Here is a 26,558-nt window from a genome sequence, read left to right as displayed (position 1 = left end):
TTTTATCATGGTTTTTTAACAGAAAAATCAGTATTATATAAACATCTTAAGAAACGGTTCTCAAAGAAAAGGAGAGTAAAATTATGAAGATGAGAAAAATCGCAGCAATGGGACTTAGCGCAGTTATGGCAGCTTCTATGGTACCGGCATTACCGGTTATGGCTGATGATGCAGCTGGAAAGGTTTACTACTTAAACTTCAAACCAGAGCAGGATGAAGCATGGCAGAACCTGGCAGCAAAATATACAGAAGAAACAGGCGTTCCGGTAACAGTTGTTACAGCAGCTTCCGGACAGTATGAGACCACACTTCAGTCTGAGATGGCTAAGAGCGATGCTCCTACACTTTTCCAGGTAAACGGACCAGTAGGACTTAAGAACTGGAAAGATTACTGCTATGATCTGTCCGGATCTGATATCTACTCACAGCTTACATCTGATGCTTACACTGTAAAAGATGGTGATGCAGTTGATGGTATCGCATACGTAATCGAGTCCTATGGACTGATCGTAAACAAAACCTTACTGGAAAAAGCTGGTTACACAGTAGACGATATTAAGAGTTTTGATGATCTGAAAAAGGTTGCTGATGACATCCAGGCAAGAAAAGATGAGCTTGGAGTAAAGGGTGCTTTCACAAGTGCTGGTATGGACGGATCCTCTGACTGGAGATTCAAAACACACCTTGCAAACCTCCCAATCTACTATGAGTATCAGGCAGATGGTATCGATGATACAGATGCAATCAAGGGAACATACCTTGATAACTATAAGAACGTATTTGATCTTTACATTACAGATTCTACCTGCGATGGAGCAGAGCTTTCTGCTAAGACAGCAGATGACTCCCGTAACGAGTTCATCAACGGTGATGCAGTATTCTATCAGAATGGTTCCTGGGAATATGGCGAACTGTCCAAGACATACAGCGATGATGAGCTGGCTATGATCCCGATTTACTTCGGTGTTGATGATGAGAACGAAGGTCTTGCAACTGGTACAGAGAACTTCTGGTGTGTAAACAAAGAAGCTTCTGAAGAAGATATTCAGGCAACACTTGATTTCATGAACTGGTGCGTAACTTCTGAGGATGGAACAAAGGCTATGTCAGAAGACCTGGGCTTTACAATTCCTTTCAAAACAGCACAGGAGCCCACAAACGTATTTGTAAAACAGGATGCAGAGTATACAGCAGCTGGCCTTACACCTGTATCATGGAACTTCACAACAATGCCATCTGAAGAGTGGAAGAACGGTCTTGGTACAGCGCTTACATTATATGCAGCAGGAAGCGGTTCCTGGGATGATGTAGTTTCCGCATTCGTTGACAATTGGGCAACTGAGAAAGCTCTTTCCGAATAATCGTAACAGGTAATAAATTTCTTTCCAACAGCATATAATATGTCCAGAAGAAATTCAGGACATAATATAGAATGGTGAACAGGGTGGGGAGGCGAAATACAGCCTCCCCATTTTAATGGGAAAATGATGTAATGTTTTGGGGTGGTGGATAATCTTCCACAAAGGTGTCATAACAGGAAAAGGAGGAGTGAAAAATGGTAGGAAAATCTCTGAAAAAATGGTGGCCGGTATTTGTTCTGCCAACATTGGCTGCATTTATTATAGGTTTCTTATGGCCGTTTATCTGGGGTATTTATCTTTCATTTTGTAAATTTTCAACTGTAAAAGATGTAGTCTGGGTTGGACTTTCCAACTATCAGAAAATTTTTATCGGCGGTGACTTCAGTCATGCATTCTGGCTGACCGTTGTATTCGCATTTGTTTCCAGTATTCTGATTAATGTGTTGGCATTTTCCATTGCATTGGCTTTGACAAAAGGCTTCAAAGGAACAAACGTGTTCCGTACTGTATTCTTCATGCCGAACCTGATCGGTGGTATTGTACTTGGTTATATCTGGCAGACACTGTTAAACGGTCTGCTTTCCATGTGGGGACAGCCTCTTCTGAAGTTGTCTGCAACAAATGGTTTTATTGGAATGATCATCCTGTTGTTATGGCAGCAGATTGGATATATGATGATCATTTATGTGGCTGGTCTTAATAACGTATCTCCGGATCTGATTGAGGCCGCACAGATTGATGGCGCAACCGCATCACAGATCCTGTTTAAAATCAAGATTCCGATGATCATGCCATCTGTTACAATTTGTACATTCCTTACTCTTACAAACGGATTCAAGATGTTCGACCAGAACCTTTCCCTTACAGGCGGAGATCCTGGAAAACAGTCACAGTTACTGGCACTGAACATTTACGATACATTCTACGGACGAAGCGGCCCTGCATGGAAGGGGATCGGCCAGGCAAAAGCAGTTGTATTCTTTGTACTGGTTGTTGCAATCGCATTGATCCAGCTTCGTGCAACATCATCTAAGGAGGTGCAGGCATAATGGCAGATAAGAAAAAAAGTATTATCCCAACTATAATTCTTTCTATAATTTCAATTATCTGGATCTACCCGATTGTTATGATCCTGTTTAACTCCTTAAAAGTGGAGTCCGCAATTACTACATCTGGTGTTTTCCAGTTTCCTACATCTGAGACCTGGAACGGAATCCAGAACTTTATAGCCAGCGTCACACAGATGGATTTCCTGAAATCCTTCTGGTACAGCCTTGTGATCTCAGTTATGTCTGTTGTTTTGATTCTGCTTTGTTGCTCTATGTGCGCATGGTACATTGTACGTGTAAACGGCTTGCTTTCCAAGGTTCTGTATTACCTTTGCGTATTCAGTATGGTTGTTCCTTTCCAGATGGTTATGTTTACCCTGGCAAAAACAGCAGATACTTTGAAACTGAATAATCCATACACCATTTGCATTGTTTACCTTGGATTTGGTGCCGGACTTGCAGTATTTATGTTTACCGGTTTTGTAAAAGGAAGCCCGCTGGAAATTGAGGAAGCTGCCATGATTGATGGATGCAGTCCTCTGCAGGTTTTCTTTAAGATCTTGATTCCGATTTTGAAACCAACCATTATCTCTACTGCAATTCTGGAACTGATGTGGGTATGGAACGATTACCTTCTTCCAACACTGGTTCTGGATATTAAGAAGTATAAAACAATTCCAATGGCAATCCAGTATTTCCGTGGAAGCTATGGTCATGTGCAGATGGGACCGATGATGGCAAGTATTATGATCGACATTATCCCGATTATTGTTGTATATCTGGTTTGCCAGAAATATATTATCGAGGGAGTTGTTGCAGGTGCAGTTAAGGGTTGATTTCTTTGGGTAAAAGAACGGTTTTTACCTGAGAAATTTGGAGATTATTCCCTTTTCAATATGATACCAGAATGTTAAAATAAAGATAGTTCTTTGCAGAGATGCGAGGGGCTATCTTTATCTTTATATAAGATTTCATGTGCGCCAGACAGAAAAAAAGAGGCAGAAGCAACAGGCGATATGAAATTTCTGGCTTTTCTGACAGGCGGACATAAATGACAGTTGGAAGAGTTGTCCCGGTGTTAAATATAATAAAAGATCGGAGTACCAATATGTACAGAGTTTTGATAACAGACGATGAGAAAATTGAGCGGGAGGGAATTAAATTCCTTCTGGCACAGGAAGAGGGAGAATACGAGATCCATGAGGCTGCCAATGGCAGGCAGGCACTGAATGTATTGCGAAGTGAAGAGATTGATTTTCTTTTAACAGACATAAAAATGCCTCATATGGACGGTCTGGAGCTGGCTAGCAAGGTCAGAGAAGAGTATCCCAATCTTCCAATTGTAATTTTTAGTGGATACAGTGATTTCGCTTTTGCCCAGGAAGCTATGCGTTACGGAGTGAAGGATTACGTGCTGAAGCCGGTTGATCCGGATACCTTTCATACAACTATCGGGAAAGTAAAAGCAGAGCTTCAAAGTATCCGGTCCAAGAAGCAGAAGGAAGAGAAAGGGAAGAATTTTCTTCTTCAGTATTTTCTTCAGACTTACCTGTATTCCGGAAATGAAGAAGTGTTGAAAAAAGCTGGGGAGATTTTAGATGAATCTAACTGGGAGCAGTGGCACTGTGCGATTCTTATCGAATCAGATAAGGCATTTTTTGATAATGTTCCAGATAATATTGATGAGGAACTGATGCAGGGATTGCACCGGAATTTCTTTTACCTGAATCTGAATACCAGACAGTCTGTGCTGTTTTTTTCTGATGTGTACTGCGATTATCAGCTGGTTGCCAAGCATTTATATGACATTTTGAAGCAGAATTACTCTGCAAGTTTTCACCTTGCAGTGAGCAGCCGGTTTGAAGGGCATGAGGCGCTGCCTGAAATCATGTCCCAGCTGGAGCAGACCATGGAGGAGAAATTTTATCATCCAGATGTGCATGTGTTTAATAATGAGGCCTCTGACAGCCAGCCAGTGAATGCGGAGACACAGGATTCCCGTCTGATGGAGAAGATTTCCGAAGACATTTCCCGCAAAGATGTGGAGCAGCTGAAGAAGCATTTTGAGTGTCTGGTAAAGAAATATGAAAATGATACCCGTTTTTCTGCCATGTATGTGAAATTTGTTTTTTCCAATGTGATCCAGGAGCTTTTTCAGGAAAATCAGTTCTCTGAGGAGCGGAAGCTGGATCATGAGGTAGAGCGGCTGTACAGTTGTACCGATCTGAAGCAGATCCTTGCAATCACCCAGGAGAATATTAAGGAGTACGAGGAGTTTCTGGAGCGTTCCATGAGTGATTCCAGAGATGAAGTTGCTTCTGTGAAGAATTATATTTACCAGCACTATGCGGAGGATTTAAGTCTTGAGACATTGGCGGAGAAGGTGTATTTATCCTCTGGCTATCTTAGCTTTATTTTTAAAAAAGAGACTGGTATGAACCTGAACCGCTTTATACGTGTGGTTCGCATGGAAAAGGCGAAGGAGCTTTTGTGTAATTCCAATATGAAGGTGGCACAGGTCAGTGAACAGGTAGGAATCCCCAATGTTTCTTATTTCTGCAGAAGTTTCAGGGAATATTATGGAAGCAGCCCGGAGTCCTATCGGAAAGGAACCGGTGAAGAGGATGAAAATACCGGCAGTCATAAAGAATAAATTTGAGAACATGAAATATCGGCATAAGCTGACTATTCTTCTTGTGACAGCCAGCCTGGTTCCCATGATCCTGCTTGTGTTGTATAGCCATGACCGCATGAGCAGTTTGCTTCGGGAAAAAGAAATGGAGGATATGTATTCCATTCTGGAGCAGACCGGAGAGGGAATCGACAGCCAGATAGAAGTTTTTTCCAGTCTTCTGAATTATCTCACTTATTCCCCGGATATTGAGGATCTGATCACTGAGAAAAATATGGATAATTATCAAGCTTATAAAAAATATACAGAAGTAGCAGATCCTCTTTTGTCTGTACCAAAGTCTTATCATGATGCCATTATACAGATCCAGTTGTTTGCAGAAAGCATTAAAGTGCGCCATGAGTATACACTTGTGCCTTTGTCAGAGGTGGATAAGGAGTGGTGGTATGACAAACTGGCAGAGGATGTGTCTGTGCAGTGGGTGGTGGACAGCCAGATACCGGAGATTGCAGCTGTAAGGCGGATTTATACTGGCAGAGAGCAGACAGCAGTTCTTTGCGTTACACTGGATTATAATAAGATTTTTCAGCCCTTTGAAAAGATTATTTCTGCAGAATCCGGGGGCATGATCCTGGATAAAGGGGGAAATGTTCTGTTTCAGAAGGAAATGCTGGGTGAAAAGGAAGAAAAGGATTCGGGAGAGGCTGTCTCCAGGGAGTTTCTGGAGTCCGGGCAGGGAGATTATGCTTTTGTAAACCGGAAGAACGCGGCTTGCGGATGGATTTTTTATTTGTATAAGCTGCAATCAGCAGTGGACAGCTCTGTGTCAGGAATCCTGGTCAGCGAGATTCCCCTGATTGCGGCCTGTGTAGCCATAATTCTGGTGTTGGGACTTTCTTTTTCCAGACTTTTTACCAGAAAGATCGAGGAGCTTACCGATAACATGAACCGGGTAAACCAGGGGAGCCGTGAGGTTACGGTGGACAGCAATGCTGGAGATGAAATTGGCCTTCTGGTGCGCAGCTTCCGAAGCATGATGGACGAGATCAATCGTCTGATCCATGAGGTTTATGAGAATAAGATTGCGTTGAAAGAGTTTGAACTGAAGGCACTGACTGCCCAGATCAACCCTCATTTTTTGTATAACTCCCTGTCTGTTATCAACTGGATGGCTATTCGAAGCAATCAGAGGGAAATTAGTAAGGTTACTTTGTCCTTATCTATGTTCTACCGGACTGCTTTGAGTAAGGGGCAGGATATGGTAACTGTGGATAACTGTATTCAGAATATTAAGGCGTATCTGGATATCCAGCTGGTGATGCATGACAATGATTTTCAAGTGATCTGGGACATTGACCCGGAGGTGAAAGGAGATATTGTGCCTAAATTGTTGCTGCAGCCTGTTGTGGAGAATGCATTGGAGCATGGGCTGGACATGAAAGAAGAAGGAGAGAAGATTCTGAAACTGTTTTTTGTAAAGGACGGTGAGGATGTGCTTCTTGCTGTGGAGGATAATGGACCAGGAATGGAACAGGAAGAGGCAGATAAGCTGGTAACTTACAAGGCTTCCGGATATGGTCTTAAAAATGTCAATGACAGAATGCAGCTTCTTTATGGGATGGAGTACGGAATCAAGGTGTTTAGCCAGATTGATCAAGGTACCAGGGTAGAAATGAGAATTCCAAGAGAAAAAGCGGATGAGGAGGCTGTGGCAGCCGGAGAGTTTTCTACGAAAAAGTTTTTGCAGGAACCGGAAGAAGACACAGAGGACACAACAGGAAAGAAAGGTGGAAAAAGTGAAGAAAAAAAATAGAATTCTGGTATTGGGACTGACTTTTTCCATGGTGATTTCGTCTGGTTCATTGACAGGCTGTGATAGCGCAGCTGGAAATATGGGAAAAGAGACAACGGGTGTGGAATACGAAGAAGCAGATTATGAGCTTTCTGAGGAATCATGCAGTGATTTCGGAATTGATGCAGCTGACCCAGGCACTGTAGACAACGAGACGGAAAAGACAGCAGAAAACAGAACGGATGCAGAGAAAAGTACAGAAACAGAAGAATCCCAGACAGATAATTCTACAGATAGCGGATTGTGGAAAAAAGCTTCCACAACTCCGTATGGAAAGTACCCGGAGCTTGTGACTTATACTTTAGGACAGATGAGCGGTGCCAATAATTCCAATCTTCCAGCAGGAAATACCTACGAAGACAGCGCTTATACCAGATATCTGAAAGAGATTCTGAACGTGCAGAATGAAAATGCCTATATGGAGCGGGAGGATCGCTACGACGAGTATGTGAATGTGCTGGTAAATGATCACACTTTGCCGGATGTACTGGTGGTTTCAGACAGGGAGACTTTAAATGTTCTTGTGGAAAATGACATGGTGGAGGATCTGACTGAGGTTTATGCAAACTGTACCTCCCCGAGAATCAAGGCCATGTATAACAGCTATGGTCCCCAGCTTCTCGGTGCAGGAACCTTTGATGGTAAGCTGATGGCGCTTCCGGAAGCAGTAATCGACCACGGTCCCTGTCTTTTGTGGATGAGAAAGGACTGGATGGATCAGCTGGGTCTTGCAGAGCCAGAGACTCTGGAAGAGGCTATGGATATTATCCAGGTTTTTCAGGAAAACAGGATGGGAGCAGAGGAAGGGGAAGATCCTGTGGGACTTGTGTGTGATACCAATTTTGTGTCTACTACCAGTCAGAATTATTCGGTGGAACCTGTTTTTGAGAAATTTTATTCTTATCCAAGAAGATGGATCAAGGACAAAGACGGGGAAATTGTCTATGGTTCTTTGACAGAGGAGACCAGATCTGCCGTTGCTTATTTGCGTGAGCTATATGAAAGAGGAATACTGGATCAGAACTTTGCCCTGCGTGCTCAGAATAATCTCCGTGATCTGGTAGTGGAAGGTAAATGCGGTGCGTTTTTTGGACTTTGGTGGGCACCGAATAATCCGCTTATGGATGTGGCTGAGAATGATCCGGAAGCAGACTGGGAGCCTTATTACCTTACTGCTGAATACCAGGAAAAAGATAACGTTTATGCTTCTTTTCGGGACAACAAATATGTGGTTGTGAGAAAGGGTTACGAACATCCGGAAATTGTAATGAAAATTATCAGTGTTCTGTTTGATTACAGCCGGTTCGAAGATGAGGAAAATGCGGATGAGATCAACAGCTATTTTGCTTTGAATGTGGACCCTACAGCCAGACCGCTGGTTATTAATGTGGATTATAATGAGGCAATTTATAATGTTACGAAGGATATCAGGAGAGTAATGTCCGGCAAGCAGAAGGCAAGTAATTTAAGCGCACTGGAGAAGTCTTACTATGATGCCTGTATGAAGTATTTGAGCGGGAAAAATGTAACTGTAGAGGACTGGGCTGCGTACAAGTCCAGAATTTCAGCAGTGGGCGTGCTGGTTGACGGCCATTATAGTTCGGTGCGCAGAACATATCTGGTTGATTCGGATGGAGAGATTCCCAACCTGCTTGCTTCCCTGGAGAAAAATGCCTTTATTCAGATGATCATGGGAGAGCAGCCCATGGATTACTTTGATACCTTTGTGGAAGAGTGGTATGACCAGGGGGGAAGGGAACTGACCGAGAAGATCAGAGAGGAGAATTCGTAATTTATGCGAGAAGAATTATTTAAGAATTGTACCTTATGCCCTCGGAAGTGTAATGTGAATCGTCTGGAGGGCAAAAGAGGATATTGTGGCATGGACAGTACTATAAGGGCTGCCCGTGCCGCTCTTCATATGTGGGAGGAACCTTGTATTTCAGGAAAAAAAGGATCAGGGGCTGTTTTTTTCTCTGGCTGCGGCTTGCGGTGCTGTTTCTGCCAGAACCGGGATATTGCCATTGGGGATTCTGGAAAAGAAATTTCAGTGGAGCGGCTTGCTGAAATTTTTCTGGAATTGCAGGAAAAAGGGGCGGCAAATCTGAATCTGGTCACTGGGGCGCATTATGTGCCGCATATTATTTCGGCGTTGGAGCTGGCCAGAGGAAAGGAAATGAATCTTCCAGTCGTGTACAATTCCAGTGGGTATGAGAACGTGGAAACTATCCGGAGACTGGATGGTTATGTGGATGTATATCTGCCAGATATGAAATATATGGAGCCTGAATTGGCTGCTGCTTTTTCCAACGCAAGGGATTATCCGCAGGCGGCGCAGAGTGCAATTGCCGAAATGATGCGTCAGACCGGTCCCTGTCAGTTTGCGGAGAATGGATATATAAAACGCGGGACAATTGTTCGTCATCTGATTTTGCCAGGGCATACCAAAAATTCTATTGCAGTATTGAAATATCTGTACCGGACTTATGGGGAGGATATTTTTATCAGCGTAATGAACCAATATACGCCTGTCTGGAAGAATGAGAAATTTCCGGAACTGAATCGGAAAGTGACCAGACGAGAGTATGAAAAGGTGCTGGACGCTGCCATTGAGCTTGGAATTGAAAATGGCTATTTTCAGGAAGGGGAGACCGCGGAGGAAAGTTTTATACCGGCGTTTGATTATGAAGGGGTATGAAAGAAAAAGTATTATGCACGAATCCGATGATATAGTTCCAGAGGATATTTGTGGTGACTTTGAAGTTGAGTAAACGAACAATTGGTATGGGGAGAAAAAGCCTGCTGACTACTGTTTTGAAGCTGCCCAGCAATTGCCGGGCAGTATTAGAGCGTGTTTAAAAAAGGTTTTCTGTGAGATGTGTATTGCTGTTACGGTTATCTTTATGACCAGCAGCATATGCTATTTTGCTTCAGGTGCACAGCTTGCAGAGCAGGGATTGTCAAAGCCAGGATTGAAAGCGTAGAAGTTTTTAGCGTCCAACTGTTCCTGGATGGAGCGAAGTGCTTCGCCAAATCGCTGGAAATGTACCACTTCCCTTGCACGCAGGAAACGGATAGGATCAGCAACTTCCGGGATATTTCGTACTACACGGAGAATATTGTCATAAGTGGAGCGTGCTTTCTGTTCTGCTGCAAGGTCTTCAAATAGATCCGTGATCGGATCACCTTTACTCTGGAATTCGCAGGCATTAAAGGGAACGCCTCCTGCTGCCTGCGGCCACACGCCAACTGTGTGGTCAATATAATATGGTCCCAGCCCGGAATTCTCAATTTCTTCCATAGTGAGGTCACGGGTAAGCTGGTGAACCATGGTGGAAACCATCTCCAGATGCGCCAGTTCTTCAGTACCGATATCATTAAGCACAGCTGCAGAGGCTCGGTTCGGCATGGTAAAGCGCTGGGAGAGATAGCGCATAGAAGCACCGATTTCTCCATCCGGGCCACCATACTGGCTCATAATGAACTGAGCCAGCTTCGCATTTGGCGTTTTGATATTGATTGGATACTGTAATCTTTTTTCATAATTCCACATAAACTGTCACGCTCCTTCCTTTTCCCATGGAAATGGCTGCTGAGACCATTTCCATGCATTTTCACTGCTTACAGCTGCATTGTCGATGGTCAGAGGACCGTATTTCTCAGCATATTCGGCCATCAGCTGGTTGCGACGGTCAGAAATATCGGAAAAATAGCGCAATGCTTTTTGATCCTCAGGGTGAGTATCCAGATAAAGAAGCATGTCATTGACAGCGAAACTAACCTCATTGATCTGCTGTAAAAAAGAGCATCTTGGGGAAGGCTGCTTTCTCATCATCTTCGAATACCTCTCTTTCCACAGAATGGTTTACAAAGCTGTGGGAAAATAGTGCCCACAGACAAGGCATAATCAAGATCATAGGCTGAAGTGAAATTCTGATATGGTACATAGGCCATTGCTGGTGCTAGGTGTTTCAGGTGCTCATACATATTATCTGTTTTTGATGAAACTGGTTTAGCGCAAGGGCAGTTTGGTGTTTGGGAAATTGACGGATTGTATGAAGACTTCACAGGTATGAAATCACCGGAATTTTTATATGGTCTGGTACAGTCTGAGGACTCACAATTCATTTCGCTGCAAGAAGTCTGTCGCCGCATTTGCGACAGTGGAGCGGGAGAGAAATTCATCATCCCGCAGGTTCTATTATAAGGGCGGCAGCCCGAACGGTTCATCTGATAATTTTCCATAAACAGATCCTTTCCTTATTCCGTAAGGTCTTTCCCTTTATTCTATGTAAAAATATATAAATGTGTTTATATAAGAGAATGTAATAGTTACGTATACTGTTGGTGGTGCAGTGAAAAGAACGGATGGTATTTTTTATTATGGCTTTGGTTTTAAGAGATACACATGCACAAAATAAATCAGTGATGGAATCAGAAATACAAGATTTACACCGCCTGCCAGGAATTCAGGAACATTGCCTGTTCCTTGAAATGTAAATCCAAGGAAAAGGTACAGTGCTCCAGCTAAAGTACTTAACATCCAGTTCTCCCAGCCCAGCCAGCCAAGAAGCCCAGCCAGAATCAGGGAAAATTCCCGATAATACTGCATATAAGTATCCGAAGAAAATGGAAAAACATTTCTTAGAAGATAACATCCAAATAGGATTCCAAGAATATTCATTGCTCTCATTATTTCAAAAATCAGACTTGTACTCTTTAACATAGAGCAGTTGTCCCATAGCTTTACATCTAATTTATTGGCTGCGCTGATAGCTGCCTTGGTGAAAGTGCCATTTGTCATAACGATGCAGCGGTCGCAGTCATAGTATTTGCCCCCGGCATAGACCTCTTGCACTGCTTTATTCCCAACTGGATAAGAATAATATTTGCATTGAACTGCATATTTTGAAAAATGTTTGTAGGCAATGATGTCGACACCCTGGTCACCACTTTTTTTGGTAACTTCTACATGGTGAAATCCCTTTCGGCGCAGCATCCGGGCGCATTTATATTCAAATTTGTGTCCGTTCATCTGGTAAAATTCCTTATTTTGAGTTATTGTTTCGTTTTTTTATACAAAAACAGCAGAAATCGTTTCATGATTTTTTCAAAAGTCTTTCACACTTTTATCACATTTGTTTCGTATATTATTAACTGTAGAAAGCACCAAGTCTTTCTTAATTTAATATTTTTCTTTTTCATACGCGCCGGTGCGAAAGCACCGGCCTCCTTCCATTTCTGGGGAAAATATCCTGTTTATAAAGTTAACGGCGAAAGCCAAATTCGGGAAAATGAAATAAAGTATATTTATAGAGATAAAGTCATTGTACTACATATGAAATAAAAAGTAAACACCTGTTCGAACAACACGTTGCTGTTCACTCCGTTCACAGTAACGCGCTTCGCGATGCACAAAAATCACGCATTCGCATGATTTCGCGCCGCACTTCCCGGGTTTTGTGTGAACAAAGTTCACAGTTAACTTCAAACATACTCTAAGATTTACTGTAAGAAAATGACTATTTCCAAAAGCAAACAGTAGTGCTATAATAGCAGTGTTTAGAATGTTAGGAACAGACTCATTTTTTGTCTGTGACCTGACATTTTCCTATTATTTATATATTTGGAGGAGTTATGCAAATTATAATTGTCGGGTGTGGAAAAGTTGGACGTACACTTGCAGAGCAGCTTCAGGAAGAGGATACTGATATAACTCTGATCGATATCAATCCGGACAGGATTAATGAGATTACAGATGAAGTAGATGCTATGGGCGTTGTTGGAAATGGAGCAAGTATCAATACTCTTATGGAAGCGAGAATTGAGACTGCAGACATTCTTATCGCAGTTACTGTATCAGATGAGATGAACCTTCTATGCTGTCTGATCGCCCAGAAGACTGGTCACTGCCACACAATTGCCCGTGTGCGTAATCCGATTTACAGTAAGGAGATTGGTTTTATCAAGGAGCGTCTGGGTGTAACCATGATCATCAACCCGGAACTGGCAGCAGCCCAGGAGATTTCAAAACTTCTGCGTTTTCCATCCGCCATAAAGATCGATACTTTTGCCAGAGGCAAGGTAGAACTTCTGAAATTTAAAGTAATGCCTGAATTTGAACTGGATGGAAAGAGCATTCAGCAGATTACGGAGCACTTTCGCTGCGATATTCTTTTCTGCGCTATTGAGGGAAAAGATTATACTACCATTCCAGGCGGTACCAATGTGATCCGGAATGGAGATGTGATTTCTATTCTTGCTACCCCGCAAAATGCAGCAGTTTTCTTTAAAAAGATTGGCTTGAAGACCCATCAGGTAAAGAACACCGTGATCGTAGGAGGTGGAACTATTTCTTATTATCTTGCCAAGGCCCTGCTTGCCATGAAGATCAAAGTCAAGGTAATTGAGAAAGATAAGAACCGCTGTGAGTTCCTAAGCGAAGAACTTACAGATGCTACGATTATTAACGGTGACGGCACAGACCGTTCCCTTCTTCTGGAAGAGGGGCTGGAAAGTGCTGAGTCCTTTGTAACTTTGACCAATATGGACGAGGAGAATATTTTCCTTTCCCTTTTCGCAAAGACTATTTCAAATGCCAAGCTGGTTGCCAAGGTAAACAGACTTGCCTATGACGATATTATTGACAGTCTGGACATCGGAAGTGTTATTTACCCGAAATACATTACTGCAGATTATATTTTGCAGTATGTAAGAGCAACTCAGAATTCCATTGGAAGTAATGTGGAGACTTTGTATCACATTCTGGATGGAAAGGCAGAAGCTCTGGAATTTAAGATCTGTGATAATTCACCTATTGTAGGAAGGACATTGTCCGAACTGAATCTGAAGAAGAATCTTCTGGTTGGATGTCTTTACCGGGATGGCAGTGTCCGCATTCCTCGTGGACATGATGCCCTGGAGATTGGAGACAGAGTTGTAATTGTTACCACGAACAGAGGTCTTCGTGATATCAACGATATACTTGCAAAGTAAAGGAGTCCGGACATGAATTATTCCATGATATCTTATATTCTTGGCTGGATCTTCAATTTTGAAGCGGCATTTATGATTTTGCCAGGAATTACAGCAATCATTTACCGGGAAAAAAATGGTCTGGCATTTCTGATTACGATGTTGATCTGTCTGACAATTGGAATTCCGCTTACCAGGAGGAAAAGAAAAAGCAAAGTATTCCATGCCAAAGAGGGTGCTGTTACAGTTGCTCTCAGCTGGCTGGTACTCAGTATTGCAGGAGCCCTTCCCTTTATTATTTCAGGAAGTATTCCACATCCTATAGATGCAATATTTGAGACTGTTTCCGGTTTTACTACGACTGGAGCCAGTATTTTGAACAATGTGGAGGCACTTTCTCACTGTATGCTGATCTGGAGAAGCTTTACCCACTGGATTGGCGGAATGGGAGTACTGGTATTTATTCTCTGCCTGCTGCCTCTTACCGGTGGATACCACATGAATCTGATGAAAGCAGAGAGCCCGGGACCGTCTGTCAGCAAATTGGTGCCGAAGGTACAGTCCACAGCCAAGATTTTGTATACCATATACATTATTCTGACTATTGTGGAGATCATTTTTCTTCTCATTGGAAAAATGCCTCTGTTTGATACATTGTGCCTTAGTTTTGGTACCGCAGGTACCGGTGGTTTTGGTATCAAAAATGACAGTATTGCAAGCTACAGCACGTATAATCAGGTGGTGATCACAGTCTTTATGATTCTTTTTGGAATCAACTTTAATGCCTATTATCTGCTTCTGACGAAGAAAGTAATGCAGGCAGCCAAGAATGAAGAGGTACGTTACTATCTGGGGATTATTGGCTTGGCCATTGTAGCTATCGCTATTAATACAAGAGAAATGTTCACAAGCTTTGGAAGGGCTTTCCAGCAGGCTGCTTTCCAGGTGGGTTCCATCATTACTACTACTGGATATGCTACCACAGACTTCAATGTGTGGCCGGTATTTTCCAAGACCATTCTGGTTATCCTTATGTTTGTGGGAGCCTGTGCAGGAAGTACAGGCGGCGGTATCAAGGTATCCCGTCTTCTGATCCTGTGTAAATCTGCACGTAAGGAACTGCAGCTGTATCTGCATCCAAATGCAGTGAAGAAGATTAAGATGGATGATAAGGCGATCCCCCATGAGGTGGTGAGAGCTACAAACATGTTCCTGTTTGTGTATATTATGATTTTTGTTACTTCACTGTTGATCATAAGTCTGGACAATCTGGATATGGTTTCCAATTTCACCGCGATCGCAGCCACTTTGAATAATATAGGACCTGGTCTTGGAGCTGTGGGACCTACCGGGAACTTTAATACGTATTCTTATATTTCCAAGGCTGTTATGATCTTTGATATGCTGGCAGGAAGGCTTGAAGTATTCCCGCTGTTACTTTTGTTTAAGAGAGATACCTGGAGAAAGTTCTGAAAACTGACAAATAAAAAACTCCTCAAATTAACACGCTCTAAAGAATGTTAATTTGAGGAGTCTTTATTTGTGTAAGCAACGAGCAGGAGCCTGTTTGGTCTTACTTGTCCATAGTATATGGCTCATCTGCCGGATATCCTCCTGCCGCTTTCTGCATTCCACGCGGTAGTGCATCCTTGGAAGTACGCCAGTCCGCATCTTTATTGCGGTAATCAAACTTATCGCAGAACCAGTCCAGATCATCAGAAAGCCTTTGCATATTCTGCTCCATCATTGGGAAAAGGATAGTGTAAAAGGCTTTTTTCTCTTTATCAGATAAAGCACTTTCAGCTGTTTCAACCAGATCTCCGAAATGGGGAATGCAAAATCCCTTACAGGTTTCAAAAAGCGAGAGAAATTCCTGATTTTTTTTAAACAGTTCGAAAAAAGTATCCAGATATCTTGCATAGGTATCTTTATAAAAATTGCAGATATAGCAGGTATCTTCCTGTTCTTTTACCCATACGCCAAGAGAAGTCTTCGGTGCATCTGTATCTGTGTTTCCCTTCTTAAATCGGGAAAAAACGGAAGCCCTGGAAGGGGCGAAAATCCTGATCTGTTCATGAAGCTCTTTTGTTTTGTACTGAAAATGGGTTTTCAGAATCAGCCCTGTACCCAGACGGTTTCCGTAGTCATACATTTTCTTATAGTGGGTACGGCAAAAGCCCATTTTATCAGTTTCTGCCCGTACATCGTCTTCCATATAAGATGCGCCGGCACCTAAAACGAAATCCATGGCATGCTGTTCCAGCTGGCGCTCCACAAAACAGAAAGGGCATTCGTCCTCTGCTTTAAAAGCATCCATCAGGGGAATGGTATATAATTTTTCTTTCATCTGTAAGGTCTCCTTCAGGATTTTAATGTATAAGTCTATAATTTTTCAACATCTGCTCCATGGATAAATGCCTGCAAAATACAGTCTATCGTCCGATGAAGATAAGGACGGTATTCAGCAAGACAGACTGGCTGGGAGTGAAGAATACAGCTGTAACTTGTGGAACTTACCAGTTCAATAATGGTAAAAAGAAGCAGCTCCGGGGAATCATACTGTACATCAGATTGATCCAGAAGATTGAGATATTCCTGGAAAAATGGAAAATCATCGTCATCTGCCTGTTCCTGAAACGCATCCTTAAAAACTCCCCAGGACAGATTCTTGGAAATAAAGCCAAGCAGATTACTCTCAGTTTCCAGCCTGTCCAGAATATTATCTACAATAAAATGAAGCTGTGCAGTGAAACCGGTAATGTGGGAGGCTTCCAGAGCATCATGCGCCTCGGAAAAAAGTTCGCCGGCTTTGTGAGAGATCAGCTTATTTCGAATATCATATTTATCTTTAAAATAGAGGTAAAAAGTTCCTTTGGCAACTCCTGCATTTTCCACAATATCGGAAATGGTTGTCTTGGCAAGCCCCTTAGTGGTAAAGAGTTCAAAGGCAGTGTTGTATAGAGCACTTTTCTTCCTTTTTTTATTTAACTCCAGTTTTCCCATGCCAGTTCCTCCTAAGCTTATGTCCGTCAGACATTCTATAAATAAAAGTTTACTGTCTCTCCCAGCAGCAATAAAAGCCGGTTGTTACAATTACAGCTTCACTATCTGAACTTTTCTTGATAATTATGGTGGTTTATTTCTATTTTAAACAAAAATGACCAAAAGTCAATATCAAAACAGGAAAAGATTTGGGTAAAAAGCAGATATTGACTACTGGTCAGTTTTGTTGTATAACTTTCATAGGCTAAGAGATGACTAACTGATGTCGGGAAAACAGATACGCTGCAGGACAGCGGGAGGAGTTTGCAGACGTCAGATATTTAAGTAAGAATTAAGGAGTTGGCTAACATGAACCGAAATAAAAAGATTCTGAATGTTACAATGGCTGCCGGAATGGCTGCCGTCCTTGGAACTACACCGGTAATTGCTGCAGCACAGGAAGCAGACAATGGAATATCCAAGGAAGAAACCGTATATGTAAACGCCACTGCAGAAGGTGAAATAAAAGACATCACCGTATCTGACTGGCTGAAGAATTCCGGATCAGCAGAGGGAGATATATCCGATGTATCTGACCTGGAAGGAATCAAGAATGTAAAAGGTGATGAAACCTTTACCCAGGATGGCGACAAGGTTACCTGGAATACAGACAGCAGTGATATTTACTATCAGGGAACTTCCAACAAGGAACTTCCGGTAGATATGAAGATCAAATATTATCTGGATGACCAGGAAATTACTCCAGAGGAGCTTGCTGGCAAGAGTGGACATCTTCGTATGGAAGTTTCTTATACAAACAAATCCAAAAAGACAGTAAAAGTTGATAAAAAAGACGTAGAAGTTTATTCTCCGTTTGTTATGGTAACCGGAATGATCCTTTCTTCCGATAATTTTTCCAATGTTACCATTGATAATGGAAAGGTGATTTCCGATGGTGACAAGGAAATGGTTGTAGGAGTTGCAGTTCCAGGTTTAAAGGACAGCCTGGATTTAAGCGGTGACCTTTCCGATAAGATTGATATTCCGGAAGGATTCACAATGGAGGCTGATGTTACAGACTGTACTATGGGAAATACTTTCACTATGGCGGTTACAGACTTGCTCAGCAGTCTGAATCTTGAGGATTCCGATGATTTGGATGAACTTCAGGATTCTCTGGATGAACTGGATGATGCAGCAGTGAAGCTGGTAGATGGATCTAAGGATCTTTTTGATGGAACTAAGAAGCTTTATGATGGAACGAAAGATCTTTATGATGGAACCGAAGATCTGAAAGACGGAACCAGCCAGCTTTATGATGGAGCCAAGGACCTGGATGACGGAGCCAAGACTCTGAAAGATGGAACCAGCCAGCTTTATGATGGAAGTAAAGACCTGGATGACGGAGCCGGCCAGCTTTACGACGGAGCCAAGACTCTTAATACAGGAGCCGGTCAGCTTTATGATGGAACTACTTCCTTATACAGTGGAACAAAGACTCTGTACGATGGAACCAGAACGCTTTATGGCGGAGCCAATACACTGGCTTCCAGCTACAATGAATTTGATGCTGGTGTGGCAAGTGCCAAGACTGGTGCTTCCCAGTTAAACAGCGGTGCAAAAACACTGCAGAGCGGTATTTCCCAGTATACTGCAGGGGTGGATTCACTGGCTTCTGGTGTGAACAGCTACACAGAAGGTGTTGACACTGTAAACAGCAACATGGCAGAGTATAATAAAGGAATGAAATCCCTGACAGATGGTGTGAACAAATATGTGGCTGGTGGAAATCAGCTGGCAGACGGTGTAACCGCTTATGTAAATGGTGCAACTCAGCTGACTGACGGAGTAAGCACTTATGTAAGCGGTGCAAGTGCCCTGGCACAGGGAACCAAGGAATATGTAAGTGGAACATCTGCACTGGTTGAAGGGGTAGGACAGCTGGCACCTGGAATCCAGCAGGCTTCAGAAGGAATCAGCGCTGCTTCTGCAAAACTTACAGAAATTGCCAAGAATGTAGCAGCTGCAAAGCCGGAAACAATGGTGAAGAGCCTGAATCAGTATGCAGATGGAGCTGATTCCCTGGCTGACGGTGTAACGGAATACGTTGGAAAAGTAGGTGAGGCTGCTTCTGGAGCAGCAAGTGTTGCAGAGGGTGCAAAGAGCCTGACTGATGGTACAGCGGCTCTTGTTTCCGGTGCAACTCAGGTAAAAGACGGAATTGGAAAATTAAAAGAAGGAACAAGCTATTCAATCAGTCAGATCGGCGACAGTGCCTCTAAGACAATGAAGGATTCAGCAGCAAGTATCCGTGAGGCAGCTGCCCAGATTGAGACTACGGTTACTGCACAGTCCGCAGGGGTATCTACAGATGCTGCCGCTGGTGCAATCAGTGCAACCCAGAGCTCTATGAGCAGTGCAATCGCAACTTTGCAGGGAGCACTTGGAACAGAGGGACTTGACGAAGGAACTGCAGCAGCTATTAATTCTGCAATCGAGCAGTTAAATGCAGGTCTTGGAAATGCTTCTGCCGCCCAGGGTGAGCTGGGTAACATTCAGGCACAGTCACAGGTAGCTGTCCAGGCTGAGACAAACGGAAGCAGTGTTCAGGAATCCTTAAATGCCATTGCGTCCACCCTGGAAGGTGCAGCGGGCAGTATTTCAGAAGCAGCATCAGCGAGCTCCTCAACTTTAGCTGGTGAAGCAGATAAACTGATTGCAGGTGCAGCTTCTGTTGAATCAGGAGCCCAGACCGCAAATGCAGGAGCCGCACAGCTGAGCACAGGTGCTGATTCTCTGAACAGTGGAATGGCACAGCTGAAGGAAGCAGGTGAAGGTCAGTTATCTACAGGAGCATCAAATCTGAAAGCAGCCGGAACGCAGGTAAGAGAGAGTCTGACAGCAGTAAGCAGTCTGATTGCAGGACTTGGAGATCTTTCTTCCATGACAGATTCTGTGAATCAGTTAGCGGAAGGTGCTAAACAGATTTCAGAAGGAAATGAGAAGCTTCAGGCTGGCTATAAACAGTTACAGGATACCAAGGCTGCTGAGACACTTACAAGCGGAGCAGATCAGATCCTTAACAGTGAGAAGACTATTACAGATGGAATCAATACCCTTCAGGGCAAGGATAATGCCAATGCAACAGCACTTCTCAGTGGCGCAAGTACATTAAAGAGTGCAAAGGAGAGCCTTGATGCAGGTATCAGTTCAATCAGCAAAGCAACCGGCAAGCTGGTAACTGGTGTTGGTCAGATTGCAGCAAACAGTGTGGCACTAAGAAGCGGAGCTTCTCAGCTGACAGCAAGCAGTGATACCCTGAACAGTGGAGCATCCCAGCTGACAGCAGGAACCAAGAGCCTTGTAAGCGGAGCAGGTACATTAGTAGCAGCCAGTGGACAGGTAAAATCCGGTATTGCACAGCTAAAGAACGGTGCTGCAGATCTGAGAAGCGGAGCTTCCCAGTTAAGAAGCGGTGCAAACAGTGTTAATAATGGAACTCGTGAATTGAAGAGTGGTACATCTTCTTTAGTAAGCGGAACAAAAAATCTGAAAGACGGAACCAAGACTTTGAAGGATGGAGCTAAGGAGCTGAATGACGGAGCTAAGACTCTGAAAGACGGAACAAGCAGTCTGAAAGACGGAGCTAAGACCCTGGATGATGGAGCAAAAGACCTGAAGGATGGGGCAAAAGATCTGAAAGACGGAGCTAAGGATCTGAAGGATGGAGCAAAAGATCTGAAGGATGGTGAGAAAGAGTTCTACGATGAGGGTATCAAGAAACTGAAAGATACTATGGAAGATGATTTCCAGAGTGTTCTGGATCGCCTGGAAGCACTCCAGTCTGATGATGCTGCTTATACATCCTTCACAGGAAAAGATGCTTCCATGAGTGGCAACGTGAAGTTCATTATTGAAACAGAAGGCTTCGATGATGGCAGTGAAGACTGATCTTAAGCAGGTCAGATATAAATTTCTATAAGGAAACAGAGAAGGGCAGGAGAGTATCCTGCTCTTTTCTATTACGGGATAAACCCTGCAGCCGTTACCGTTCACGGAGTAACAGCACCTTTGGGTTGCACCTGCAAAAAGAGTCTGCTATAATGAAAAACAATTAAGGAAATAAAAGAGTTTATATAAAAATGAACAGAAAAAGGTGATAAAGTGGATATTGCGAAAAAGAAAAAAGCAAGTATCCGGTCAGGAAAGAAAAAGGCAGGTCCTGGCTATAAGTCCAAGATCAAAATGAAAAAGGCGAAATCAGATTACTATGATTTTAATCTGGTCGCAGTAATCATATTGATCATGTGTTTTGGTCTGATCATGCTTTACAGTACAAGCTCTTATATGGCTCAGATTAATGAAGGGGACGATATGTTCTATTTCAAAAAACAGGCAATGTACAGTATTGGCTGTCTTGTGCTGGCAATTGTAGAGTCCTATTTCGATTATCATATTCTGGCGAAATTTCCGTTTGTGATCTATGTAGCAGCCGCTTTTCTCATGGTGCTGGTAAAGACTCCCCTGGGAGTCACCTCTCATGGAGCGAGAAGATGGCTGAAGCTTGGGGTACAGTTTCAGCCGGCAGAGATTGCAAAGATTGCGGTGATCATCACATTGTCCTATCTGATCGTCAAGATGGGAAAGAGAGTGGAAACCCTGAAAGCTACTATGGTACTGCTGGGAATGGGCGGCATTCAGGCTCTGTTTGCCTATATGTTTACAGATAATCTGAGTACTGCTATGATTATTTTTGGGATTACCGTAGGTCTGGTGTTTATTGCACATCCAAAAACAAAACCATTTGTTATCCTTGCAGTTGTTGCAGTTATTCTGGTGGCAATCCTGGTATACAGTCTTTCCCATATGGATCAGAGCTCTAACTTCCGTTTACGTCGTATTCAGGTATGGCTACATCCAGAGGATTATGCAAGCGGAGATGGCTATCAGACCCTGCAGGCTTTGTATGCAATTGGTTCAGGAGGTTTCTTTGGCAGAGGACTTGGAAACAGTATTCAGAAGCTTGGAAGTGTGCCTGAGGCACAGAATGACATGATATTTTCCATTATTTGTGAAGAACTGGGGATTTTTGGCGCGATCATGGTTTTGGCGTTGTTTGGCTATCTGTTATACAGATTGTTTTTTATTGCACAGAATGCACCGGATATGTTTGGCTCCCTGCTTGTGAGCGGTGTTTTTGTACATATCGCTTTGCAGGTTATTATGAACGTGGCCGTTGTGCTGAACATCATGCCAAACACAGGTGTCACATTGCCATTTATCAGCTATGGAGGTACCTCCATTTTGTTCCTGATGGCAGAGATGGGACTGGCCTTAAGTGTGGCCAGACAGATTAAATTCCAGGAGCCGGAATTTATCCTATAATTCTCTTGACAAATGAGCCAGCAGATTATATACTTTCCGCAGTGTATGACATACGGCTGATGGAAGCCGGTTTTCGAGATATTTATTAAAGGAGAATGAGCAATGTTAGAAAAGATGAGTGAAATGATCGCAGAGCAGCTTAACTGCGACGCAGAGACAATTACAGCAGATACTTCTTTCAAGGATGACCTGGGAGCAGATTCCCTTGACCTCTTCGAGCTTGTTATGGCTCTGGAAGATGAGTACAACATCGAGATTCCGGCAGAAGAGCTTACAGAGCTGAACACAGTTGGTGATGTGATCGACTATCTGAGAGATAAAGGAATCGATGCTTGATTTTTTTCGCAGATGATGATCTCCCGCTACTGTTCACTGGTAACATTCCGCGAGGTGTTTCTGTGAACAAAGTTCACAGAAAACCCGAGAATTAAGTTTGCGCAGCAAACGCTACTTCTTGTGCTTGTCACAAGAAGGTTCGTCTTTCTGTGCATCGCGAAGCGCGTTACGGTGAACGGAGTGAACGTAACGATCTCCCTGAGGCTGGGCTTCAGGGGGATTTTTTCTATAGACATTTTGAATGGATTAGGTATATAATGTGAAAAGGCAGCTGCCATCACGGAATGGCAGCAGAAGATAAGAAAGAATAAACAGGGAGAATAGAGAAGACATGACTAAGATCAGAACCAGATTTGCACCAAGCCCTACTGGCAGAATGCATGTTGGAAATTTACGTACTGCGTTATACGCATATCTTATTACAAAGCATGAAGGCGGAGATTTTATTCTCCGTATTGAGGATACAGACCAGGAGCGCTATGTAGAGGGCGCTGTAGATATTATTTATCGTACTATGGAGAAGACTGGTCTTATTCATGACGAAGGTCCGGATAAGGACGGTGGATATGGCCCATATGTACAGAGCGAGCGCCAGGCACAGGGGATTTATATGAAATATGCCAGACAGCTTGTAGACCAGGGCGACGCATACTACTGTTTCTGCCAGAAGGAAGAATTAGAGAGCATGAAGCGTGTGGTAGCAGGCAAGGAGATTTCCATTTATGACAAACGCTGCCTGAAGCTTTCTAAGGAAGAAGTTCAGCGCCGTCTGGATGCCGGAGAGCCACATGTAATTCGTTTTAACATGCCTACAGAGGGAACTACCACTTTCCATGATGTAATTTACGGAGATATTACAGTAAACAATGAGGAACTTGAGGATCTGATCCTGATCAAATCTGACGGATATCCGACTTATAATTTTGCTAACGTTGTAGACGATCATCTTATGGGAATCACACATGTAGTACGAGGCAATGAATATCTTTCCTCTTCCCCGAAATATAACCGTATCTATGAGGCATTTGGCTGGGATATTCCGGTTTATGTACATTGTCCGCTGATCACGGATGAAACTCACGCCAAATTGTCCAAACGTTCCGGACATTCCTCCTATGAGGATCTTCTGAATCAGGGATTTGTTTCCGAGGCAATTGTAAACTATGTTGCACTTCTGGGCTGGAGTCCGGCAGATAATAACGAGATCTTCAGTCTCAAGGAACTGGTTGAAAAATTTGATTATCATCACATTAATAAATCTCCGGCTGTATTTGATATCAACAAGCTTCGCTGGATGAATGGCGAGTATATTAAGAAAATGGATCCGGAAGTATTTTATGAGAGAGCACTTCCATACATGAAGGAAGTTCTGAAGGGAGACTTTAACTTTAAGAAAATTGCAGGAATGGTTCAGACCAGAATCGAAACTTTCCCTGACATTCCGGCATTGATCGATTTCTTCCAGGAAGTTCCGGAGTATGATGCATCTATGTACTGCCATAAGAAAATGAAAACAAACGAAGAGACTTCTCTTACAGTTCTGAAAGAAGTTCTTCCGCTTCTGGAGGCTCAGGAGGATTACACCAATGATCCGCTGTTCGCTTCCTTAAGCGAATTTGTCAAGGAGAAAGGTTACAAGAACGGCTATGTAATGTGGCCTCTTCGTACAGCTGTTTCAGGCAAGCAGATGACACCGGCAGGCGCTACCGAGATCATGGAGATCATTGGCAAGGATGAGACAATCCGCCGTGTGAAAGCTGCAATCGAGAAGCTTGAGAATCTGTAATGAAGAATCTGTCTCAATTATGAAGAAAAATCCATCTCAATTAAGGGCAATCGCCCACCTGTCAGGACCTATGATGGTTCTGGCAGGCCCCGGTTCGGGGAAAACTTCAGTGATCGTTGAAAGAACTGCATATATGACTGGTGAGGGGGGAATACCGGCGTCCTCTGTTCTTGTTGTAACCTTTTCTCGGGCTGCAGCAAAAGAGATGAGAGAGCGTTTTCTGAAGTTTATCGGACAGACCTCCACGGCTGTTACCTTCGGAACCTTTCACGGTGTTTTTTACGGAATCCTGAAGCAGGCTTATGGACTTGGTGCCGGCAATATTTTGTCAGAAGAAGAAAAATATGCCATTTTAAAAGAAATGACTCTGGAATTTGGTCAGGAACTGGCTCAGGAGGGAGATTTCCAGGAGGATGTGGCAAAGGAAATCAGCGTGGTAAAAGGGGGGCGGATTTCCCTGGATCACTATTATTCTTCCTGCTGCCCGGATGAGATATTCCGCCAGATTTATAATGGGTATCAGAAGGCTTTGCGCCAGAGAAGAAAACTGGATTTCGATGACATGCTTCTTTGCTGCTATGAACTTTTTGTCAAGAGAAAAGATATTCTGGCGGCATGGCAAAACAAATTCCAATACATTATGGTAGATGAATTTCAGGATATCAACCATCTACAGTATGATATTGTTAGGATGCTGGCAAAGCCCAGGGATAACCTGTTCATAGTGGGAGACGATGATCAGTCTATTTATCATTTTCGTGGCGCCAAGCCAGAGATCATGCTGAACTTTACCAAAGATTATCCTAAGGCAGAAACGGTTCTTTTGGACATTAATTATCGCTGTACGAAAAATGTACTTCAGGCAGCCATGAATGTGGTGGGCTGCAACCAGATCCGCTTTAAGAAGAGGCTGTCTACGCCAAATGAGCAGGGAAAACCTGTGAAGTTGATGGAATTTGACAATCCAAGAGAAGAGTATGTGAAGATTGCCGCTTTTTTGAAGAAGCGGCTGGAGGCAGGAGAGAATCTGGAGGATACTGCAGTGCTTTTTCGTACCAATCAGGAGGCAGAGGGGCTTGTTGGAGCCTTGATGGAGTACCAGATTCCTTTTACCATGAAAGAACAGCTGCCCAATCTGTTCCGGCATTGGATCAGCAGAAACCTGATGGCATATCTGAAAATGGCAGCAGGAGACAGGACGAGAAAGCTTTTCCTGGAAATTATGAACCGCCCCAACCGGTATATAGCAAGGGATGCCCTGACACAGACCACAATCTCATTTTCTGCATTGAGAGATTTCTATAAAGATAAAGACTGGATGTGCGACAGGATTACCACACTGGAAACACATCTTCGGATTCTTTCCACTTTGGCACCCTATGCTGCAGTGAATTTTATCCGAAAAGGAATGGGCTATGAGCAATATCTGATTGAATATGCCCAGTACCGTAAAATTCGTCCGGAGGAGCTTCTTGAGGTCCTTGAACGCATACAGGAAAGTGCCAAAGGCATGAAAACCCTGGAAGAGTGGGAAAACTACATAGAGGATTACACAAAGAAGCTGGCCGAACAGGCGAAAAAACAGGAGACGAAAAGGGAAGGGATTGTAATTTCCACCCTTCATGCGGTAAAAGGGCTGGAATACGACAAAGTTTATATTATGAATGTAAACGAAGGGAGCATTCCCTATAAAAAGGCTGTTCTGGCAGAGTCTTTGGAAGAAGAACGCCGGCTTTTTTATGTAGGCATGACTCGGGCGAAGAAAGAACTTATGCTCTGTTATGTGCGACGTCAGTACGATAAAGAGCGTGCCCCTTCACGGTTTCTGGAAGAAACCGGGCTGTTCTAATTTCCTCTTGTAAACGTAAACCTGATAAAGTATAATGATGTCTGTTGTGAAATTATAACAAAAAAAGAGGTAACTATTTAGGAGACAGTATTTCGCGAGGTTGTTTTTGTGAACACAGTTCACAGAAAGCCCGGGAATTGCGGCGTGAAATCATGGAAAACATGATTTTTTACTTTATAGGAAAGACCGCCTGAGGCGCTCTCTTGAATTGAAAAATGCCCGCACGGAGGCGGGCACGACGACAAGACGATCCTTGGATTAGAAGATATAAAAGCCTTCCTCTCCAAAATCGTCATCAAGTTCGTCATCATTTAGAAAATAATCCATATCCAGAAGTTCTTCTTCGCTCAT

20 protein-coding genes are annotated in these 26,558 nt (G+C 43.2%); 14 read left to right on the top strand and 6 right to left on the bottom strand.

What is annotated here, in order from left to right:
* Positions 1-83 precede the first annotated feature (83 nt).
* The 7 genes from AB5170_RS09390 (at position 84) to AB5170_RS09360 (ending at position 9,592) form a co-directional block, all read left to right on the top strand.
* Positions 84-1,361 carry an ABC transporter substrate-binding protein gene (locus AB5170_RS09390; RefSeq protein WP_256144472.1) on the top strand — a complete coding sequence of 426 codons (1,278 nt, stop codon included), beginning with the start codon at positions 84-86 and terminating at the stop codon, positions 1,359-1,361.
* A 194-nt stretch (positions 1,362-1,555) separates the two neighbouring features.
* A complete protein-coding gene (locus AB5170_RS09385) occupies positions 1,556-2,410 on the top strand; it encodes a carbohydrate ABC transporter permease (protein ID WP_195983006.1) in 855 nt (284 codons plus the stop codon).
* Entirely contained in the window at positions 2,410-3,246 is an 837-nt protein-coding gene (locus AB5170_RS09380; protein WP_118581591.1) for a carbohydrate ABC transporter permease, read from the top strand. The genes AB5170_RS09385 and AB5170_RS09380 overlap by 1 nt, the downstream gene beginning before the upstream one ends.
* Before the next feature lie 215 nt (positions 3,247-3,461).
* Positions 3,462-5,063: a response regulator gene (locus tag AB5170_RS09375; RefSeq protein ID WP_243243651.1), complete on the top strand. Its 1,602-nt coding sequence runs from the start codon at positions 3,462-3,464 to the stop codon at positions 5,061-5,063.
* Positions 5,035-6,855: a sensor histidine kinase gene (locus AB5170_RS09370; protein ID WP_368361617.1), complete on the top strand. Its 1,821-nt coding sequence runs from the start codon at positions 5,035-5,037 to the stop codon at positions 6,853-6,855. The genes AB5170_RS09375 and AB5170_RS09370 overlap by 29 nt, the downstream gene beginning before the upstream one ends.
* Positions 6,839-8,686: a sugar ABC transporter substrate-binding protein gene (locus AB5170_RS09365; RefSeq protein WP_368361616.1), complete on the top strand. Its 1,848-nt coding sequence runs from the start codon at positions 6,839-6,841 to the stop codon at positions 8,684-8,686. Before AB5170_RS09370 ends, AB5170_RS09365 begins: the two co-directional genes overlap by 17 nt.
* A gap of 3 nt (positions 8,687-8,689) precedes the next feature.
* On the top strand, positions 8,690-9,592 hold the full coding sequence (locus tag AB5170_RS09360) for a radical SAM protein (protein ID WP_368361615.1): 903 nt from the start codon (positions 8,690-8,692) through the stop codon (positions 9,590-9,592).
* A gap of 222 nt (positions 9,593-9,814) precedes the next feature.
* On the opposite strand, the gene AB5170_RS09355 is transcribed toward AB5170_RS09360, so the two are convergent.
* From AB5170_RS09355 to AB5170_RS09340, 4 genes are all read right to left on the bottom strand, one after another.
* A complete protein-coding gene (locus AB5170_RS09355) occupies positions 9,815-10,447 on the bottom strand; it encodes a manganese catalase family protein (RefSeq protein WP_173715653.1) in 633 nt (210 codons plus the stop codon).
* A gap of 6 nt (positions 10,448-10,453) precedes the next feature.
* Entirely contained in the window at positions 10,454-10,729 is a 276-nt protein-coding gene (locus AB5170_RS09350; protein ID WP_148462539.1) for a spore coat protein CotJB, read from the bottom strand.
* Positions 10,726-10,848: a spore coat associated protein CotJA gene (locus AB5170_RS09345; RefSeq protein ID WP_226815951.1), complete on the bottom strand. Its 123-nt coding sequence runs from the start codon at positions 10,846-10,848 to the stop codon at positions 10,726-10,728. Before AB5170_RS09345 ends, AB5170_RS09350 begins: the two co-directional genes overlap by 4 nt.
* 427 nt (positions 10,849-11,275) lie before the next feature.
* Complete coding sequence (locus AB5170_RS09340; RefSeq protein ID WP_148462538.1) at positions 11,276-11,929, bottom strand: restriction endonuclease; 654 nt, start codon at positions 11,927-11,929, stop codon at positions 11,276-11,278.
* A gap of 602 nt (positions 11,930-12,531) precedes the next feature.
* Between AB5170_RS09340 and trkA the strand changes: the two genes are divergently transcribed.
* On the top strand, positions 12,532-13,890 hold the full coding sequence (gene trkA, locus AB5170_RS09335; protein WP_148462537.1) for a Trk system potassium transporter TrkA: 1,359 nt from the start codon (positions 12,532-12,534) through the stop codon (positions 13,888-13,890).
* Positions 13,891-13,902: 12 nt separating this feature from the next.
* Positions 13,903-15,342 carry a TrkH family potassium uptake protein gene (locus AB5170_RS09330; protein WP_173773265.1) on the top strand — a complete coding sequence of 480 codons (1,440 nt, stop codon included), beginning with the start codon at positions 13,903-13,905 and terminating at the stop codon, positions 15,340-15,342.
* Between the two features lie 100 nt (positions 15,343-15,442).
* On the opposite strand, the gene AB5170_RS09325 is transcribed toward AB5170_RS09330, so the two are convergent.
* Together AB5170_RS09325 and AB5170_RS09320 are read right to left on the bottom strand one after the other, a co-directional pair.
* Positions 15,443-16,216 (bottom strand): DUF6062 family protein, encoded by a 774-nt coding sequence (locus tag AB5170_RS09325; protein ID WP_173773264.1) that lies wholly within the window; start codon positions 16,214-16,216, stop codon positions 15,443-15,445.
* 35 nt (positions 16,217-16,251) lie between these two features.
* On the bottom strand, positions 16,252-16,872 hold the full coding sequence (locus AB5170_RS09320; protein WP_173773263.1) for a TetR/AcrR family transcriptional regulator: 621 nt from the start codon (positions 16,870-16,872) through the stop codon (positions 16,252-16,254).
* A gap of 348 nt (positions 16,873-17,220) precedes the next feature.
* On the opposite strand from AB5170_RS09320, the gene AB5170_RS09315 reads away from it, so the two are divergent.
* The 5 genes from AB5170_RS09315 to AB5170_RS09295 all read left to right on the top strand — a co-directional run bounded on the left by AB5170_RS09315 (position 17,221) and on the right by AB5170_RS09295 (position 26,207).
* The gene (locus AB5170_RS09315; RefSeq protein ID WP_368361942.1) at positions 17,221-20,802 is read left to right on the top strand and encodes a hypothetical protein; all 3,582 of its coding nucleotides are present in this window, start codon (positions 17,221-17,223) and stop codon (positions 20,800-20,802) included.
* 213 nt (positions 20,803-21,015) lie between these two features.
* Positions 21,016-22,236, top strand: coding sequence for an FtsW/RodA/SpoVE family cell cycle protein (locus tag AB5170_RS09310; RefSeq protein WP_330386282.1), 1,221 nt, complete (start codon positions 21,016-21,018; stop codon positions 22,234-22,236).
* Positions 22,237-22,338: 102 nt separating this feature from the next.
* On the top strand, positions 22,339-22,572 hold the full coding sequence (gene acpP, locus AB5170_RS09305; RefSeq protein ID WP_021924300.1) for an acyl carrier protein: 234 nt from the start codon (positions 22,339-22,341) through the stop codon (positions 22,570-22,572).
* Positions 22,573-22,903: 331 nt separating this feature from the next.
* Positions 22,904-24,358, top strand: a complete 1,455-nt coding sequence (gene gltX, locus AB5170_RS09300) for a glutamate--tRNA ligase (protein WP_195391922.1) — start codon at positions 22,904-22,906, stop codon at positions 24,356-24,358.
* Positions 24,359-24,377: 19 nt separating this feature from the next.
* Positions 24,378-26,207 (top strand): ATP-dependent helicase, encoded by a 1,830-nt coding sequence (locus tag AB5170_RS09295; protein ID WP_368361943.1) that lies wholly within the window; start codon positions 24,378-24,380, stop codon positions 26,205-26,207.
* Positions 26,208-26,558: the final 351 nt, after the last annotated feature.

The sequence above is a fragment of the Ruminococcus sp. RTP21484sp1_RTP21281st1_A8_RTP21281_210402 genome (assembly GCF_040914025.1).
In the GTDB taxonomy this organism is placed as follows: Bacteria; Bacillota; Clostridia; order Lachnospirales; family Lachnospiraceae; genus Blautia_A; species Blautia_A faecis.
Note: the sequence above shows the minus strand (reverse complement) of the source record. Positions and strands in the feature narration are given on the sequence as shown.

Excerpts from the sequence above, each read along its gene's own strand:
- AB5170_RS09390 (WP_256144472.1), top strand. The coding sequence starts at position 84 with ATGAAGATGAGAAAAATCGCAGCAATGGGACTTAGCGCAGTTATGGCA.
- AB5170_RS09385 (WP_195983006.1), top strand. The coding sequence starts at position 1,556 with ATGGTAGGAAAATCTCTGAAAAAATGGTGGCCGGTATTTGTTCTGCCA.
- AB5170_RS09380 (WP_118581591.1), top strand. The coding sequence starts at position 2,410 with ATGGCAGATAAGAAAAAAAGTATTATCCCAACTATAATTCTTTCTATA.
- AB5170_RS09375 (WP_243243651.1), top strand. The coding sequence starts at position 3,462 with ATGACAGTTGGAAGAGTTGTCCCGGTGTTAAATATAATAAAAGATCGG.
- AB5170_RS09370 (WP_368361617.1), top strand. The coding sequence starts at position 5,035 with ATGAAAATACCGGCAGTCATAAAGAATAAATTTGAGAACATGAAATAT.
- AB5170_RS09360 (WP_368361615.1), top strand. The coding sequence starts at position 8,690 with ATGCGAGAAGAATTATTTAAGAATTGTACCTTATGCCCTCGGAAGTGT.
- AB5170_RS09355 (WP_173715653.1), bottom strand. The coding sequence starts at position 10,447 with ATGTGGAATTATGAAAAAAGATTACAGTATCCAATCAATATCAAAACG.
- AB5170_RS09350 (WP_148462539.1), bottom strand. The coding sequence starts at position 10,729 with ATGATGAGAAAGCAGCCTTCCCCAAGATGCTCTTTTTTACAGCAGATC.
- AB5170_RS09345 (WP_226815951.1), bottom strand. The coding sequence starts at position 10,848 with ATGGCCTATGTACCATATCAGAATTTCACTTCAGCCTATGATCTTGAT.
- AB5170_RS09340 (WP_148462538.1), bottom strand. The coding sequence starts at position 11,929 with ATGAACGGACACAAATTTGAATATAAATGCGCCCGGATGCTGCGCCGA.
- trkA (WP_148462537.1), top strand. The coding sequence starts at position 12,532 with ATGCAAATTATAATTGTCGGGTGTGGAAAAGTTGGACGTACACTTGCA.
- AB5170_RS09330 (WP_173773265.1), top strand. The coding sequence starts at position 13,903 with ATGAATTATTCCATGATATCTTATATTCTTGGCTGGATCTTCAATTTT.
- AB5170_RS09325 (WP_173773264.1), bottom strand. The coding sequence starts at position 16,216 with ATGAAAGAAAAATTATATACCATTCCCCTGATGGATGCTTTTAAAGCA.
- AB5170_RS09320 (WP_173773263.1), bottom strand. The coding sequence starts at position 16,872 with ATGGGAAAACTGGAGTTAAATAAAAAAAGGAAGAAAAGTGCTCTATAC.
- AB5170_RS09315 (WP_368361942.1), top strand. The coding sequence starts at position 17,221 with ATGAACCGAAATAAAAAGATTCTGAATGTTACAATGGCTGCCGGAATG.
- acpP (WP_021924300.1), top strand. The coding sequence starts at position 22,339 with ATGTTAGAAAAGATGAGTGAAATGATCGCAGAGCAGCTTAACTGCGAC.
- gltX (WP_195391922.1), top strand. The coding sequence starts at position 22,904 with ATGACTAAGATCAGAACCAGATTTGCACCAAGCCCTACTGGCAGAATG.
- AB5170_RS09295 (WP_368361943.1), top strand. The coding sequence starts at position 24,378 with ATGAAGAAAAATCCATCTCAATTAAGGGCAATCGCCCACCTGTCAGGA.